Genomic DNA, 15,843 nt, shown 5'->3' on the forward strand with positions numbered 1-15,843 from the left:
CCGCAAAAACAGACGGGCCGCGAACCACGCCGCCAGAAGCTAACGTTGTCCGCGGCCCGCGATACGCCCGGGGCGGGTCTGTACTCTCTCCCTATTCCCTACACGCCGGGGGCGTATGTCTTCAGCGCCTGCTTAAGTTCTTTGCGGGCGATGTGAATACGGTTCTTGACGGTTCCAATCGGAATCTGCAGCTTCTCTGCAATTTCCAGGTACTTGTAGCCGATGTAGTACATCATGAACGGAGTCCGGTAGTCGGCAGAAAGACCGGCAATGGCTTCGTTGATATCAGTTACTACGAAATCGGAGGTAGCACCGTTGTGCGTAATGTAGTTTTCGTCGGTATTAAAATATTGGAAATACTCCGTGCTATCAATATTGCTATTGCGCTTGGTAATCTTGTTGTAGTTGTTGATGAAGGTGTTGCGCATGATGGTGTACAACCATGCCTTCAGGTTGGTGCCCGCCTTGAACTTGTCCTTGTTCAGCAGCGCTTTGAGCAGGGTTTCCTGGACCAGGTCCTTAGCATCGTCGGCGTCGCGGGTCAGGTTCATCGCCACGGGCTTAAGGGAGTAGGAAATCTTCTGTACCTGGTTTGTGAATTCCAAAGAGGTCATACTTGTTTAGCTTTTCGTGGCAAAAGGTTAAACAAATATACGAGCGTATCTGAAAATACCAGTACCTACATCAATTTATTTTTCCCCCCGCGCCTTTCTGCTCTGAAAATCAATCAACTACTAAGTATCTATCTGAAAATCAGAGCCCGACCACAAACATTCCGCCTTTCAACAACCAGCCTTCCAGTTCATTGTTCGTCGGCATTTCTATCCCATACCTACGCAAACGCCCGGCCGAATGGATGTTACTCCTACGGCCGGGCGGCAGGTTTGTTGAACAAGAATAGGTTATGCTTTTATGAAGCCTCGGTGGGTAGCTCCACCTTACGGTCGCAGGCGCAGGCGCAGATGCCTTCGGCCAGGGCAATAAAATCGGTAATTAACCGCAGCCGAACCGCATTGGGCGGCATTTTGAAATTAAGCTGAGCCAATGGGCCGTACAAAAACAGCGCGATGTCGGGGCAGGTCTGGTGCAGCTCATTCACAAAATCCTGTACCTCATCCCGTTCCGGCACGGCCGTCAGCACTGTGAGGGCGGCGTAGGGCTGGTAGGCCGTGCACACGGCCTTCAGCTCCGATATGGGCAGGTTCTGGCCCAGGTACAGCACATGGTGGCCCCGGGCCCGCAGGATGTAGTTCATGAACAACAGGGCCAGTTCGTGCATCTCTCCCTCGGGCAGAAAGAGCACCCAGCGCCGGGAAGTGGCCGGCTGCACGGGCGCCAGCGCATCGGTAGCGGCCAGCAGCTTCTGGCGCAGGAGGTTGGTAACCAGATGCTCCTGGGCCGGATTAACGGTGCCCGTCTGCCACATCACCCCTATGCGCTGCAGAAAGGGATAGGCCACATGCAGAATAGCCTGCTCAAAGCCCGCCTGCTGAATAGCCCGGTTGAACAGGCTGGTCAGCTGCAACTCGTTCATTTCCAGCATGGCGGCCAGCAGCCCGTTTACCTGCTGGCAATAGTTGTGCGCGTCGTCGTCGCAGGAAACAACGGCGTTGGCCAGCTCCTGCTCCGTGAGCTTAGCCACCTGCGAGATGCGGTAGCCCCGGTTGCACAGGGTAGCCACATTCAGCAGGCGGCGCAGGTCGTCGTCGCAGTAGGTGCGGATGTTGGTGGCGGTGCGCACGGGCCGGAGAATACCGTAGCGCTGCTCCCAGATGCGAATAGTGTGCGCCTTGATGCCGGAAAGATGCTCCAGGTCGCTGATAGAAAATTGTCCCACGATACTGTTCTCCCTCTCAATTACTTATACCGTAGCGCCAGACTGTGGCGAACGGAGCACCCGCGTTGGGGCGGGCTTGCGCAAGGCCAGCGCGAAATATTTTGGCGATACCCACAGCAGGCCAAATTCCTCGGAGCCGTCGCGGCCAGTGGTTTTGTGGTGCATTTTGTGCGCCATGTTCAGGGCCCGCAGGTAGGTGTTGCGCGACTTCCGCCAGAATCGCAGCCGACCGTGAATGAGCACGTCATGCACGAAGAAATAAAGCGTGCCGTAGGCGGCAATGCCTACCCCCATCCAGAACCGGAAGTCCTTGGCATCGGAGCCATAGATGATGAGCAGCATCGACAGCGAGCCGTAGAACAGAAAAAAGAAGTCGTTGCGCTCGAAGCGGTGCGGGTGCCGCACATGGTGCGAGCGGTGCAAAAACCACAGCGGCCCGTGTAGCACAAATCGGTGCATAAACCAGGCCACGAACTCCATTCCGAGAAAGGTAGCCGTCGTAACGGCCACGGCTGCCAGCGTTGTCATGGGGCTAAAACCGCCGCACTGTTGAGAAGTTTGAAAAAGTTTAAGGGAGAAAGTTACCAATCTTCCCGGAAACTGCCGTTCAGACGCAGCAGCTTATCAGATTTTACTACTGCACTCTGTTGCCAGATCCCTTACCGGCAAAGCAACAGCCGCCTTTTGTGGGGCGGCTGTTATCTGATCTACCATCAGGAAAGGAGAGCATTAATTCTCCCAAGTTATTTTCTCTTTGGCCAAGAAGGCGGCAATACCCCGACGGCAGTCGTCAGAGGCGCGGGCTTCGGCATTCATGCGTGCGGCGTAGCGCAGGCTGTCCTCCAGAGGCATTTCCGGCACGCGGGCCAGCATTTCCTTGGTGGTTTCCATGCTCTGGGCCGAGTTCTCCACGCACAGGCGGCGCGCAAATCGGTACACGTTGTCGGCCAGCTCGGCCCGGGGCACCAGGAAATTCACCAGCCCAAAGTCGAGGGCCTGCTGGGCCGGAATCACGTCGCCGGTGAGCAGGAGCTGCTTGGTGCGCGCCTCCCCTATTTTGCGCAGCAGAAACACGCTGACAATGGCAGGCAGAAACCCAATTTTCACCTCCGTGTAGCCAAACTTGGCTTCGGGTACGGCAAAGGCGAAGTCGCAGATGGTAGCCAGCCCACAGCCGCCGGCCAGGGCGTGGCCCTGCACCTGCCCGATTACCACTTTTTTGAGGGTATAAATCTGGTGGAAGAGCTGCATGAGGTGGGTAGAGTCGGCCAGGTTATCGGTGTAGCCGAAGCCCTGCAACTCCTGGATGTAGCCCAGGTCGGCGCCCGCGCAGAACACGTCGCCCTCGGCCCGCAGTACAATTACTTTGCACGCCTCGTCGTCCTCGGCAAACTCGAAGGCCTGCTTGAGCTCCGTGACCATATCGGCGCTGAGAGCGTTGCGCTTTTCGGGCCGGTTGAGGGTGATGTATCCGATAAGATCCTGCGCCTCATAGCGAATGAAACGGAGGTCTTCCAACTCCTGAGTGGGCATATTTTCCATAGTCCGGCGCGTTGCAATCGGTGAGAGGAAGGCTTCCCAAGCAGAGAACTACCCCCTCGCGGAGCAGCTAGAGCCAAAGGACGCGAAAACCAAACGTAACAAAATTGATGCTACTATACATGCTATAGCGTAGGCCGGGGCCTACAAGTTTCGCCGAAGCCCGGCGGTTACCCCTCCTACTGTCTTACCTGAACGGTGAATGCCCCGCGTGCGGTTACATCATAGGTCTGAAAACCAGCCACCTGCAATACCGAGTCCTGCCGAGCCACGTACCAGCTTTTGCACGAAGAATCGAAAATAACAGGGGCTTTGGTCCCGAAAATGGCGGCCAGCTCCGCGGGCTTTACGCGGGCGTTGCGCCGCAGCACAATGGCGTCGGGGCCGGGCAGCGGCTGGCGGGCCAGACTCAGGCGGCTGCTTACAAAGGCCACCCGCAGCCCGCGCCACGCGGCCAGGGTCAGGCCGGGCTCGGCAACCCGCGCGGGTACCGGGCAGCCCCGCCAGCCTACCCGGTGGTTTACCTGCCGGGCTTCGCGCTGAATGCTGCCCGGCACAATGCGGTAGGTGCGCTCCGTTTCCGTGAGGGGCAGCGAATCGACGGTGACGACCTCAGCGGCCGCGCCCTGCCAGAAACCCACCACCGAGCGGCGCGGAATGCTGTAGATAATCAGGCGGGCATCGGGGGCGAGTTGGTGGGCGGCCCACACCCGGCTGCTTTCCAGCACAGCCAGCAGCGCGCAGGCTATGCCCAGCCATGGCAGGCGGCGCAGGCGCAGGAACATCAGCGCGGTCAGGATGAAGGCGAAGAGCAGCCAGGTTTGCGGAGCCGTAAGGTGAATGCCCGAAATCAGGGCACCCGGCATCAGGCGGCCGATGGAGAAAATATACTCGTTGAACAGCCAGATCATCCACTCAAACACCCGGGCCACCAGCTGCGGCAGCCAATCCAAGGCGGCAGCGGCACCCGTCGAAAGCAGCCCTACCGTGGCTACTACCCCCTTCAAAGCCAGCAACCCCAGCCCCACGTACACTGCCAGACTTGAAATCGGGACGGCCACCAGGTTTGAGGCCAGGAAGCTGAGCGGAAACTGGTGAAAGTAGAACAGCCCCAGCGGGAACGTAGCTACCTGCGCGGCCAACGACAGGGCCGTGGCCTGCCAGACGTACTCCAACCCAGTACCCAGCCACTGCCACCCCTTCCGCACCGCTTTCGGCTGCCAGGGGCGCTGTCGCTCCAGGAAATACGCCTGCGGCTGCAGCCAGCGGGCAATGCGCGGCTGCAGGTACACGATGCTAAGCACGGCCAGAAACGAGAGCTGGAATCCTACGTCGCAGAGCAAATAGGGGTCGTAGCAGAGCAGGAAGAAAGCTGCCGCGGCCAATAGGTTGTACATGGAGGTTTGCCGGCCGCTGGCCCTCCCGATAATGATGAAGGAGAACATCACGGCCGCCCGCAGCACCGAGGCCGACAGCCCCGTCAGGAAGGCGTAGCTCCAGATAGTGGCCAGCCCCAGCAGCGCCGTCACCAACCGAAACCACGGCCCGCGCCGGCCCGGCAGCCGGCCCAGCAGCCACGTCACAGCCCCAAACAGCAGCCCCACCTGCAACCCCGACACGGCCATGATATGGGTAGTGCCGGTGTTGGCGTAGGCCTGCTTGGTTTCCTGATCTACCTCATCCTTGATGCCCAGCACCAGGGCCGAGGCCAGGGCGTATTCGCGCCGGGCGTGCACGTATTGCCGGAATACACCATCGAGCACCCGCGCCGCCCGCATGGCCGTAGCCCGCAGAATGCTGGGCGGAGCGGTGGCTATTTTCTGGTACTGATCGGGGTGGATGAACTGCTGGTGGTACACCTGATGATACTCCAGGTAGCGACGGTAGTCGAATTCGCCGGGATTCAGGGGCGGTTTACTCGGGGCCGGCGCCCCGCGCACCAGCCACACGTCGCCGTACTGCGGAGCGCCTACCCCCTCCTCGCGCGGAATACTCACCCGAATGCCACCCCGCGCCGGCTGCCACTTCCCCGCCACCCGCACCGCCGAAACGCGCACAGTGGTGGCGTAGGTAGCTGGCCGCGTCACGGTGTAATCGTCCACCACGGCCCGGTAAAACTCCACGCGGCGGCCGAAACGGTACAGGTGGTCAGGAGCCCGACTTTCGGTGGCTTGTTGGGTTAGGGCCGCACCAGCCACATACAGCGCAGTTACGGCCAGCAGCCCGGCCGCATCGGTAGCGGCGGGTCCGGGCCGGCGGGTAGCCCATAGCTGCACCCCTATAAACAACAAGGTCAAGCCTGCTACGGCAGGTAGCAAATCAGGCAGCTTTTCGCCGGCATAAAGGTAGGTCATAATACCCGCCATAAGCGGCAGCACCAGCCGCACGAAGGCATTCGGGGCCCATTTAATTTCCATAGTAACACAAACTGCAGCACCCGTTAATCGGGGCGGTAAACGCGGATTCTTATCGGGTAGTCAAAATGAGGAAAATAAGCTAAACGGCAAAAGGCTACCCAGACTTCCTGACAGGAAAACCGGGTAACCTTTTCGTGTTGTGCCGTGTTGCGGGCTTACTTTTTCAACTGCATTTGGTAGTGCTCAATATCAGCTTCCACGAACTTCTCGCCCACCTTCTCGAAGCCGTGCCGCTCGTAGAAGCGCACGGCGGGCAGTTGAGCGTTAAGGTACACCGTGGCCTCCGGGTACTGGGCCCGCACATCCCGCACCACGGCCGCCAACAGCGCGGCCCCCACCTGCTGGTTGCGGTAGGCTTCCAGCACGGCGAAGCGCTCCAGCTTCACGCCCTTGTCTGTTACGCGCCAGCGGGCCGCGCCGCAGGGCGTGCCTTCATCAGCACGGGCCAGGTAGTGGGTGGCGTCGGTGCGGTCGTGGGCGTCGTTTTCCAGGTCTGCGGGCACGTTCTGGCCCAGCACGAAAACGGTGTGGCGAACAGCCAGAGCCTCGTCCAGGTCAGGCGACTGGGGGCCGAAAATACGGGTTACGAGCACAGGCTTAAGGTAGGTTTTAACAGTAGAAAGAAGGTATGACGCGGTTACGGCCACCGTTTTGGATTCGCAGCTAAGGTAGTAACTCCCCTTAGCCTAAAGCAAAACAGCCACCTGATGGGTGGCTGTTCTGGTAAGCTACTGCGACCGGAGGCTACATCTGCTGCTCCTGGTTTACGGGCAGGTCGCGGGTGCCGTCGTCCTCGCGGCGGGCATCGGGGTGCTTGCCGGGGTCGTGGTGGGCCACTTCATCCTGGCGCCGACGGTAGGACTGCTGGTACTCCCGGGGCGGGCGGTTGGCCTGCTCCTTCTGCTGCTGCACATCAAACTTGTCGTAGGCCTGCACAATCTGCTTCACGAGGCGGTGACGCACCACGTCTTCCGAGGTCATTTCCACGAACCCAATGTCGCGCACGTCGCGCAGGATATCGAGGGCCTGAATCAACCCCGATTTCTGCTTGGTGGGCAAGTCAATCTGGCTTCGGTCGCCATTCACCATCACCTTGGCGTTCGGGCCCATACGGGTCAGAAACATCTTCAGCTGGCTGGGCGTGGTGTTCTGGGCCTCATCCAAGAGCACGAAGGCATTGTTCAGCGTCCGGCCGCGCATGTAGGCCAGGGGCGCAATTTCAATGGTCTTGTTCTCGAGGTAGAACTTGAACTTCTCGGGCGGCAGCATGTCTTCCAGCGCGTCGTAAATCGGGCGCAGGTAGGGGTCCACCTTTTCCTTCATATCGCCGGGCAGGAAACCCAGGCTTTCCCCGGCTTCCACTACGGGACGCGAAATGATGATCTTCTTAACCTCTTTGTTCTTCAGCGCCCGCACGGCCAGGGCCACCGAAATGTAGGTTTTGCCCGTACCCGCCGGCCCCAGCGCAAACACCAGGTCGTTCTTGAGTACGGCATCTACCAGGCGCTGCTGGTTGGCCGTTTTGGCTTTGATGACGCCGCCCTTGGCTCCGAACAGAATCACGTCGGGCGAGGCCGCCAGCATCCGGTCCTGCTGATCTTCATCAGCCGTTGAGAGGTACTGGCTCACGGTTTTGTCGGTAATCTGCCCGTACTGGTGGTAGTGCTCCAACAGGGCCGATAAGATTTCGTTGATGCGGCTAATCACGGCCGTTTGGCCCTGGATTTTGATTTCGTTGCCGCGAGAAATGATTTTACTGCCCGGAAAGGCAGCTGCCAACTGGCGGATATTTTGATTATCGGGCCCCAGGAACTCGACCAGGGACACGTTTTCGAGCGTGATGACTTTCTCGACCAAACTAGAGGGAATTTAAGTGCGAAAGGAGAAGAAAAGAGCGAGCGGGCCGAGCCCACGGAGCCTCCTGCCTGGGGTAACAGCAAAAACGAGCGAATCGTTGCTGCTCCCGTTTCGCGGCAAAACACCTACTTTTGCCGCCCCCGCAGGGGTCCTGGCAATAGTACGAATAACTCCGAATTTCCGGTCATGGGCTTGATAACGTTTCTGTCTGACTTTGGGTACCGCGACCATTACGTAGCGGCCGTTAAGGCGCGGATTCTGCAGTTGGCCCCCCAGGTGCCGGTGCTGGATATTACCCACGGCATCGAGCCCTTCAACATTGCCCACGCCCAGCATGTGCTCAGCTCCGTGTACCAGGATTTTCCGGCCGGCACGGTGCATTTGATTGGCGTCAACGACCAGGGCTCGCCCCGCGGGGCCTGGCACGCGGCCCGCTTTCAGGGTCACTACTTTGTCTCCGCCGACAATGGCCTGCTACCCCTGCTCTGCGACGGAAAGCCCGAGGAGCTGGTGCTGCTAAGCGCCGGCCCAGCCCCTACCCCCTCCCCCACCCGCGACCTGCTGGCCCCCGCCGCCGTGCGCCTGGCCCAGGGCGAGGCGCTAGCTACCCTGGGCACTCCGGCTACGGAAGTATATCAGCTGCTGAACCGGCAGCTGCGCCTGCAGGACAACCGCATTACGGGCCACGTGGTGCACGTTGACCACTACGGCAACCTCGTGACGGACATCACGCGCACGGCGGTGGAAGTTATCGGGCGCAACCGCCCCTTCACCATCCATTTTGCCCGCGAAACGGTGCGTGACATTGCCGTGCACTTTCAGGCTACCCCTCCCGGCGAGGCCGTCTGCGTTTTCAATAGCACTGATCAGCTGTGCATCGGCATCAACCAAGGCAATGCGTCGGAGCTGCTGGGACTGTATTTCGACTCCCAAGTAGATGTGCGCTTCCCTTCGGATGGGCTTTCTTAATAGAGCAAGCCTCTACGAAACAGGCCTTAATGAGCTTTAAACAATGCTTTTGGTTTTGTTTATTTATTATGTTAAGTCTGTAATGTCAGAATGACATAGGCTGATTTCTGACTTAGCTGCTTCTCTGTTTTTTACTTTCCGTAGCCTTCCTGATTTATGCTAATCCGAATTGTGCGCATGACCTTTGAGCTGGAAAAGGTGCCGGAATTTCTCCAGATTTTCCGGAATTCAGAGCATCTGATCCGCCAGATGCCGGGCTGCCGGCTTCTGGAGCTGTGGCAGGACGCTGATCAGCCCGCTATTCTCTGCACGCATAGCCACTGGGACTCCGCTGATGCGCTCAATGCCTACCGCCGCTCCGAACTGTTCGGGCAGGTATGGCCCGCTACCAAAACCTTGTTTGCTGCTCCTCCGGTGGCTTTCTCCGTTCATCAGGTAGATGCAGCCTCCCTACCTGCTGACATAGTATAAAGCCTAGGCGGCGCTGTCTGCTTTCATAGCAGGTGCCCCTTTCGCCAACCGGCCTATCCCTACCCCACCAGCCTGCGTAAAGGGTAAAAGCTACCTGCCTGGCCCCACCCCTACCCACTCATGACGCCCGACTACTTCGAATTCTACGAGTTGCCCGAAACCTTCCGACCCGACGAAGCCGCGCTGAAGCGCCGCTACTACGCCCTCAGCCGCGAGTATCACCCCGACTTCCACGCTACCGAGAGCCCCGAGCGCCAGCAGGAAATACTGCAGCTAGCCACCCTGAACACCAACGCCTACCGCACCCTCTCCCACCCCGACCAGCGCATGGCCTACATTTTAGGGCGGCATGGGCTAATGGAAGAAGGAAAACAGGAGCTTCCTGCCGATTTTTTGATGGAAGTGATGGACCTCAATGAGCAGCTGATGGAGCTGGAATTCGAGCCCGACCCGGCCGCTGCGGAGCGGGTAGCCACGGAAGCCAACGCCCTGAGCGACACGCTCGATGCGGGCATTGAACCGGTGCTGGCCGGCTACGAAGGCCTGCCCCAGGACGCCCGCCCCCAGGCCCTGGAGCAGGTGCGCACCTACTACCTCAAAAAGCGCTACCTGTTGCGCATTCAAGAAAGTCTGGCTAAGTTTGCTGCCCGATCCTGAACAACGGTCCGCGTTGTTCGTCTTGCCCAGATGGCGGAATCGGTAGACGCGTTGGTCTCAAACACCAATACCGCAAGGTGTGCCGGTTCGACCCCGGCTCTGGGTACTTTTAGGCACTAAAACTGCCATATCAGCCGTAAAAGCGGCCTTTCTGAGCAATCAGAGGGGCCGCTTTTACGGCTTTTGGCATATCGGTGCTTAGCAAGACTTCACCGATGTGCTACTCGTCGTTATCCGACGCAGGCCCCACCCCGTCAGGCCGGACATTGCTTGGTGGCCCGAATTGTTCGGTTCCGGCGCTTCAGTTCCCGGGAGGTGAGTTGCTATTCTACTTCCTAGCTGAGGTAGCCACGCCGGCTTTCACCAACTTGCCCGGTTCATAGGCCAGGGTCTCGCGGTTGTAGGTACTGGGGCCGGCCTGCGCCTCAAGTATGAGTACCGTCCTGCTACTGTCACAATTTCGCCCTTACCGGTAGCACCCGTACCCATTAGGCTGTTTGCTACTCTCCCTCCAGCTTCCCTTGTTAGAAGCCAGAATATGCTTCTAACAGCGGTTCCAAGCGTCTGAGTTGGGTCACCCAACTTTACCGCAACCTTTAATGACCACGTGATGGCCCTGGCTTGCGGCATCTGGGACTGGCATCTTATGCACAAGACTATGTAGGAACAGGTCTAACTTATTCTTCAAGCTCTACCAAGCCTTCATAGAATTCGGTGAAACTGGGAGCTAAGAAATACACTCCCTTACCGTACTGACGAGGCTGGCCCATTTCTTTCCGCTTTGGTGGCTTGTATGATTCGTGCGCGATGTAGTAAACGCTGCCATAATCTTCCGCTCCTACACTCAGCACAAACAAATCGCCTCCTCCATCCGAGGCAAAGAAGACAAAGTCGTTATGGAGTTCGCCAGCCGTTAGCCTGCGCGCATCATTCAGCGTCATATTTCCACTACCAATGGAAAAAAACTTATTGACCGTGAACTGCTCCTCGTTCTGTACGAAAGTGTCGCGTTTCGGGAATCCACCATTGAAGCGTAGCAGGTGTGCTTTGTAGTCCTCGGGAAGCGTTTTACCAATCCTGGTTTCAAAAGCCTCTATGTCTGCCAGCAGGGCTGGTTCTGCGGTCCGGGCAAAAGCCTGTTCTGTTTCCATCTGCTTATCTGTAGAGTTTTTGACCTACGTGTTTGTTCAACTGGTCACAAGAGCCATAGTGCACGAAGGTTGCCTGGTGCGCCTTTTCCTCAACCAGCTCCATAGTGCAGGTACCGTAGGGGGGCGGGTTAGGGTTGACCCGAAAATCGTCCCGGTGGTGCCACGTATAGCCATCAGGTGGCTGGTGACTCTTCAGGCCCTGTGCCTTAACTACATCTGTCAGCCCCGCAGCTTCGTTTGCCAGACGAAAATCTGTTGCCCGATTGCCGGCCATTTCGATTACCACAACGTTCTTCTGATTGCCCGTTACGGCATACATATGGGACGTCCCGGCGTACGTGGGTTGCCCATTTAAGGTCAATGGGATGTGGGGGTAACCGTTCTTGGTGCCTGTGATGTTGTACGACTTCTGCGCATCATATATCGCCACCATTTTTCCTGCCTTATCAACACGGTATGTAAGTGGGTCTCCATCCACATGAAACTCCGTCTGCCTATACTGCTTAAGGAATTTCTTACTCTTTGCTTCCTCAGAATCGTCCCAGCGGCCTTTGATAAGGTCTTTCCACTCTTGCGCAGAAAGATGCACTTGCTTATGGTCCGGGGACGGCTGCGGCTGCGGGGCTGGCAGATGCGGGGGAATATCCCTGGGGTCAACGGGTACCGCTTGTGGTACCCGACTAGCTCGCACTGCTTGTGGAACTGAGGTAGCTGAAGGCTCAGGGGCAGCATATGCGCGGGGTGCTGGGGCTATCCAAGTATCTCCATTGCCGGAACCAACTCCGCAATCCTCAGGCGAGATGGTAAAGCGCACACGGAAGGACGCCCCACCAGTGGTTCCGGTAGAATTAAAGTATTCTGTATAGCCTGTGCAATAGGCGTGCGTGAACCACAGATGTTTAAGTACCGAACCGTCCGGTTTCAAGAAGACAACCTTACCGCTAAGCGTATTCCAGTTAGAGACGGACCACGCTACCAGGTTACTTATGTCGTCCACTGCATGCAGCTCTACATGGATAGGCCCTTTCCGAACCCTGCTTCGCGGTCTGCCTCTATGGTCTGTATACTGGCGAAAGGTGTAGTAGCATAACGCTACTATAAATTTTTTACCCCCTACCTCTAGAAATGCTGAAAATGAAGCCATTGCATCATAATGTTTCAACCAATCAGGTATTGAGCCTGAACAAGTGGCACTAGGTATATTAATAGAATAGCCGGCAATATAGGGGTGGCCGGGTAAAAACAGACAGTGTGCCAACGTGAGCTGAGTTGAAAGTCAGGCTCAGCTTGGTGCGGGGAGCGGCAGGCAAGGACAGCGTGGCGCCGGTTGAGATTGAAACAAATACCGAGGTACTAGGCGACCTCCAGCCGAACCTTCTTCGAGACTGATAAGCGTACTGGCGTGCGGCCGCAGTTCGGTTTTAAGCGTGCTCCAACCGGCCTAAACCTATATTTCGTCGGGACTGAGCAGTGGAAGGCCGGACTTATCACTGTTGGTTTGTACTCGACTACCTCATTTTGACCAATGTTGCTATAAACTGCCACTTCCTACCCCCTCGGCGCGTCCGGAGCCGGCAGGTCCGGGAATCTGTTCCGGAGTAGCTCCTCGAAGGTTTGGGAACGGTCGTTCAGGAAGATGTCGTGGTGGAAGGTGTCGAGTTTGAGGAGCAGGTAGAGGAGCTGCTTGCGCTCGGCGGGTTCCAGCGTGCCGGCCACGATGTGCGCTACCTGCCCCATGCGGCCAAACAGCCGGAACAGCACCTGGCGGCCGGCGTCGGTGATGGTGAGCAGCTTGCTGCGGCGGTCGGTTTCGTGGGCTTGCTCTACCAGTAGTCCTTGGCGGAGCAGGCGCTTGAGAATCTCGGTGCCGGTAGGCTTTTCGTGGATGTTGCGCACGATTACCTCCGTTTTGGTTAGCGGCTGCTGCCCGTACACCGTCACCAGATAGCTGAAGTCATCATAGGAAAGCAGCGGGGAGCCTTCCAGGGCCAGGCGCATGTAGCCGCGGGCGTAGCGGTACATAAACGTGATGAGCTTGCTGATGCGTGACTCATCAAACTCGGCCGGGTGGGCTTGCGTGCGCGTCACGGGGGTAGCATCGGGCGGGGCGGCGGTGCGCGTGTGCAGCCAGGTAGCAAACGCCGCCATATCGTCGGGGCCTTGCCCGGTAGGATGCTGCGCCTCAAAAGCCTCGGCCAGATCTACCAGCTGGCGAAAAAAGGCGTAGTTCATGCGGCAAAGATAACTGGGAGCAAATAAGGATGATAAAATCTACTTTGCCATGAAAACATACTAACTCGATATAAGTTGATGCGTTTACACACATTTCAACCCATCAACTTAGGATGAGAATCTTCTACCTCCTGCTTTTTCTTGTGAGTGCTACCAGCGCCTGGGCGCAATCGACGGGCGTTCTGACGGGCACCGTGCGCGACCGGAAAACCCAGGAGGTGGTACCGGGCGTGACGGTGGTGCTGAAAGGTACCACACTGGGCACCTCTTCGGATGAAGAAGGACGCTACCGCCTGACGGATATTCCGACGGGCAGCTACAACGTGCGAGCGTCGTTTGTGGGCTACGAGCCCCTGCTGCGGGCCAACGTGGTGATTACCTCCGGCAACGCTTCCATCATCAACCTGGAGCTGAACAGCAGCAGCCAGCAGCTCAGCGAGGTGCAGGTGGTCGGGAACCGCGCCATTCGGGTAGCCACGGCCGAAACGCCGCTGTCAGTGCAGCGCATCAATACCGAGGAAATCAAGAGCAACCCCGGCGGCAACTTCGATATATCGAAGGTGATTCAGACGTTGCCGGGGGTAGGCGGGGGCGGCACGGGCGGCACCGCCGGCTTCCGCAACGACATTATCATTCGGGGCGGAGCACCCAATGAAAACGTGTACTACCTCGATGGCATTGAGGTACCCGTGATTAACCACTTCCAGACCCAGGGCTCCTCGGGCGGCCCCACGGGCATTCTGAATGTGTCGTTCATTGAGGATGTGACCCTGAGCTCCTCGGCGTTTGAGGCCCGCTACGACAACGTGCTGTCGTCGGTGCTGCAGTTCCGGCAGCGCGACGGCAACCCCGACCGGGTGCAGGGCAACGTGCGCCTCAGCGGCACCGAGGTAGCAGCCACGCTGGAAGGCCCCCTGGCGAAGAACACCACCTTCCTGGCCTCGGCCCGCCGCTCCTACCTCCAGTTTCTGTTCAAAGCCATCGACCTGCCCATCCGGCCCAACTACTGGGATTTCCAGTACAAAGTCACCACCAAACTCTCGCCCAAAACCACCCTTACCTCCCTGGGCCTGGGCGCCATCGACCACTTTGAGCTGGCCGTGCCCCGCAAAACCTCGCCCGATAAGGAGTACACCCTGCGCTCTACTCCTACCATCGACCAGTGGAACTACACAGTAGGGCTGGCTTTGCGCCAGCTGCTGGAAAACGGCTACCTCAACGTGGCCCTCAGCCGCACCCAGCTCAATAACAAGCTCGACCAGTTCGAGGACCGCACCACCACCGAGGAATCCCGGCGGGTGCTGCTGACCCGCTCCGGCGAAACCGAGAATAAGTTGCGCATTGATGTGAATAAGGCTTTGGGGCGCTGGCAGTACGCCTACGGGCTGGTGGGCCAGTTTGTGCAGTACGACAGCCGCTTTTTCAACCGCATCCGCAACGAAGTGCGCGACGCCCAGGGCAACCTGGTGTCGCCGCGGGTGGACGTGAACTTCCGGACCGATATTGACTTCGCGCGCTTCGGGGCATTTGGGCAGGTGACGCGCACCCTGCTCCCCGACGACCGGCTGACCCTGTCGGCGGGTTTGCGCACCGATGGCAACTCGTTCACGGAAGACGGGGGCAACCTGCTGCGCACTCTGTCGCCGCGCGTGTCGGCCTCCTACGCCCTGGCTTCGCGCTGGAACCTGAACGGCTCCGTGGGCGCTACTACAAGATTCCGCCTTCTACCATCCTGGGCTTTCGGGATGAGAACGGCAACCCGGTCAACAAAGGCAGCCGCTACATCCGCTCCGACCACTACGTGGCCGGCCTAGAGTTCCTGCCTACGGCCGCTACCCGCTTCACCCTCGAAGGCTTCTACAAGAAGTACAGCCACTACCCCGTTTCGGTGCGCGACGGTATTTCGCTGGCCAACCTGGGCGGCGACTTCACGGCCCTGGGCAACGAGGCGGTAAGCAGCACGGGCGAGGGCCGGGCCTTCGGGGCCGAGCTGTTTTTTCAGCAAAAGCTCACCAAGAAAATCTTTGCGGTGGCTTCGCTCACGGCCTTCCGCTCGGAGTTTTCGGGTGCGAACGGGCAGTACCGCCCCTCGGCCTGGGATTCGCGCTTTCTGGCCTCGGCCCTGCTGGGGCGCAAGTTCACGAAGGGCTGGGAAATGGGCTTTAAGTACCGCTTCGCCGGCGGCTCGCCCTACACCCCCTTCGACCTGGAAGCCTCCCAGGCCAGCTACCTGGCCGTGGGCCGGGGCGTGCTGGACTACTCGCGTCTGAATACCATCCGTTTGGGCAGCTTTCAGCAGTTCGATTTCCGCCTCGACAAGAAGTTCAACTGGCGCCGCACCAGCATCGACCTGTTCCTGGATGTGCAAAACGCCTTCCTGCTGAAAAACCCCAGCCTGCCCAGCTACACCTTCCAGCGCACCGCCGACAATGCCGGCTTCATTTCCACCGACGGCCAGCCCATCCGCCCCGATGGCTCCAACGCCGTGCCTACCCTGCTGCAGGACGACGACCCCACGGTAACGCCCACCATCGGGTTTATTCTGGAGTTTTAGGCTAGACTGCGGGGTTTCCTACCCCTTGTATGATTGCAGTGCCTTTCGTAGAAGGGTAGCCAGAAAAGGAAACGAGGTCACCAACTATCCCTAAATGCGGGGCTTCGGCCCTGACATTGCGCGTTAGAGACTGTGCCTCGTTTCCCGTTTTTGCCTGAA

The 15,843-nt window shown here is 58.5% G+C and carries 15 protein-coding genes, 1 tRNA gene and 1 pseudogene; 6 read left to right on the top strand and 11 right to left on the bottom strand.

Going from position 1 to position 15,843, the window contains the following annotated elements:
- Positions 1 to 98 precede the first annotated feature (98 nt).
- From FGZ14_RS09645 to FGZ14_RS09675, 7 genes are all read right to left on the bottom strand, one after another.
- A complete protein-coding gene (locus FGZ14_RS09645) occupies positions 99 to 614 on the bottom strand; it encodes a sigma-70 family RNA polymerase sigma factor (RefSeq protein WP_088843003.1) in 516 nt (171 codons plus the stop codon).
- Between the two features lie 296 nt (positions 615 to 910).
- Positions 911 to 1,837, bottom strand: a complete 927-nt coding sequence (locus tag FGZ14_RS09650; protein ID WP_139923700.1) for a MerR family transcriptional regulator — start codon at positions 1,835 to 1,837, stop codon at positions 911 to 913.
- 24 nt (positions 1,838 to 1,861) lie between these two features.
- A complete protein-coding gene (locus tag FGZ14_RS09655) occupies positions 1,862 to 2,365 on the bottom strand; it encodes a sterol desaturase family protein (RefSeq protein ID WP_139923702.1) in 504 nt (167 codons plus the stop codon).
- A 201-nt stretch (positions 2,366 to 2,566) separates the two neighbouring features.
- Positions 2,567 to 3,379, bottom strand: coding sequence for an enoyl-CoA hydratase/isomerase family protein (locus tag FGZ14_RS09660; protein ID WP_139923704.1), 813 nt, complete (start codon positions 3,377 to 3,379; stop codon positions 2,567 to 2,569).
- A 176-nt stretch (positions 3,380 to 3,555) separates the two neighbouring features.
- Positions 3,556 to 5,793: a ComEC/Rec2 family competence protein gene (locus FGZ14_RS09665; RefSeq protein ID WP_139923706.1), complete on the bottom strand. Its 2,238-nt coding sequence runs from the start codon at positions 5,791 to 5,793 to the stop codon at positions 3,556 to 3,558.
- Positions 5,794 to 5,948: 155 nt separating this feature from the next.
- Positions 5,949 to 6,386, bottom strand: a complete 438-nt coding sequence (locus FGZ14_RS09670) for a GNAT family N-acetyltransferase (protein WP_257883390.1) — start codon at positions 6,384 to 6,386, stop codon at positions 5,949 to 5,951.
- Positions 6,387 to 6,537: 151 nt separating this feature from the next.
- Positions 6,538 to 7,650, bottom strand: a complete 1,113-nt coding sequence (locus FGZ14_RS09675) for a PhoH family protein (protein ID WP_139923709.1) — start codon at positions 7,648 to 7,650, stop codon at positions 6,538 to 6,540.
- Between the two features lie 186 nt (positions 7,651 to 7,836).
- Between FGZ14_RS09675 and FGZ14_RS09680 the strand changes: the two genes are divergently transcribed.
- The 4 genes from FGZ14_RS09680 to FGZ14_RS09695 all read left to right on the top strand — a co-directional run bounded on the left by FGZ14_RS09680 (position 7,837) and on the right by FGZ14_RS09695 (position 9,853).
- Entirely contained in the window at positions 7,837 to 8,619 is a 783-nt protein-coding gene (locus tag FGZ14_RS09680; protein ID WP_139923711.1) for an S-adenosyl-l-methionine hydroxide adenosyltransferase family protein, read from the top strand.
- Between the two features lie 156 nt (positions 8,620 to 8,775).
- A complete protein-coding gene (locus FGZ14_RS09685; RefSeq protein WP_139923713.1) occupies positions 8,776 to 9,090 on the top strand; it encodes a putative quinol monooxygenase in 315 nt (104 codons plus the stop codon).
- Positions 9,091 to 9,210: 120 nt separating this feature from the next.
- Complete coding sequence (gene hscB / locus FGZ14_RS09690) at positions 9,211 to 9,747, top strand: Fe-S protein assembly co-chaperone HscB (protein WP_139923715.1); 537 nt, start codon at positions 9,211 to 9,213, stop codon at positions 9,745 to 9,747.
- Between the two features lie 24 nt (positions 9,748 to 9,771).
- Positions 9,772 to 9,853: transfer RNA gene (locus FGZ14_RS09695), tRNA-Leu, on the top strand.
- 571 nt (positions 9,854 to 10,424) lie between these two features.
- Here FGZ14_RS09695 and FGZ14_RS09700 read toward each other — a convergent pair.
- From FGZ14_RS09700 to FGZ14_RS09710, 4 genes and pseudogenes are all read right to left on the bottom strand, one after another.
- Positions 10,425 to 10,898: an SMI1/KNR4 family protein gene (locus tag FGZ14_RS09700; protein ID WP_139923717.1), complete on the bottom strand. Its 474-nt coding sequence runs from the start codon at positions 10,896 to 10,898 to the stop codon at positions 10,425 to 10,427.
- A gap of 4 nt (positions 10,899 to 10,902) precedes the next feature.
- The gene (locus tag FGZ14_RS22035; protein WP_257883391.1) at positions 10,903 to 11,487 is read right to left on the bottom strand and encodes an HNH endonuclease; all 585 of its coding nucleotides are present in this window, start codon (positions 11,485 to 11,487) and stop codon (positions 10,903 to 10,905) included.
- 195 nt (positions 11,488 to 11,682) lie between these two features.
- A pseudogene (tssD, locus tag FGZ14_RS22340) lies at positions 11,683 to 12,042 on the bottom strand (type VI secretion system tube protein TssD); the annotation flags it as partial.
- Positions 12,043 to 12,446: 404 nt separating this feature from the next.
- Complete coding sequence (locus FGZ14_RS09710; RefSeq protein WP_139923721.1) at positions 12,447 to 13,130, bottom strand: MarR family winged helix-turn-helix transcriptional regulator; 684 nt, start codon at positions 13,128 to 13,130, stop codon at positions 12,447 to 12,449.
- A gap of 143 nt (positions 13,131 to 13,273) precedes the next feature.
- On the opposite strand from FGZ14_RS09710, the gene FGZ14_RS09715 reads away from it, so the two are divergent.
- Together FGZ14_RS09715 and FGZ14_RS22040 are read left to right on the top strand one after the other, a co-directional pair.
- Positions 13,274 to 14,944 (top strand): TonB-dependent receptor, encoded by a 1,671-nt coding sequence (locus FGZ14_RS09715; RefSeq protein WP_257883392.1) that lies wholly within the window; start codon positions 13,274 to 13,276, stop codon positions 14,942 to 14,944.
- Positions 14,932 to 15,684, top strand: a complete 753-nt coding sequence (locus FGZ14_RS22040; RefSeq protein ID WP_257883393.1) for a hypothetical protein — start codon at positions 14,932 to 14,934, stop codon at positions 15,682 to 15,684. The genes FGZ14_RS09715 and FGZ14_RS22040 overlap by 13 nt, the downstream gene beginning before the upstream one ends.
- The last annotated feature ends 159 nt before the right edge of the window (positions 15,685 to 15,843 follow it).

Source organism: Hymenobacter sp. DG01, from assembly GCF_006352025.1.
GTDB lineage: Bacteria > Bacteroidota > Bacteroidia > Cytophagales > Hymenobacteraceae > Hymenobacter.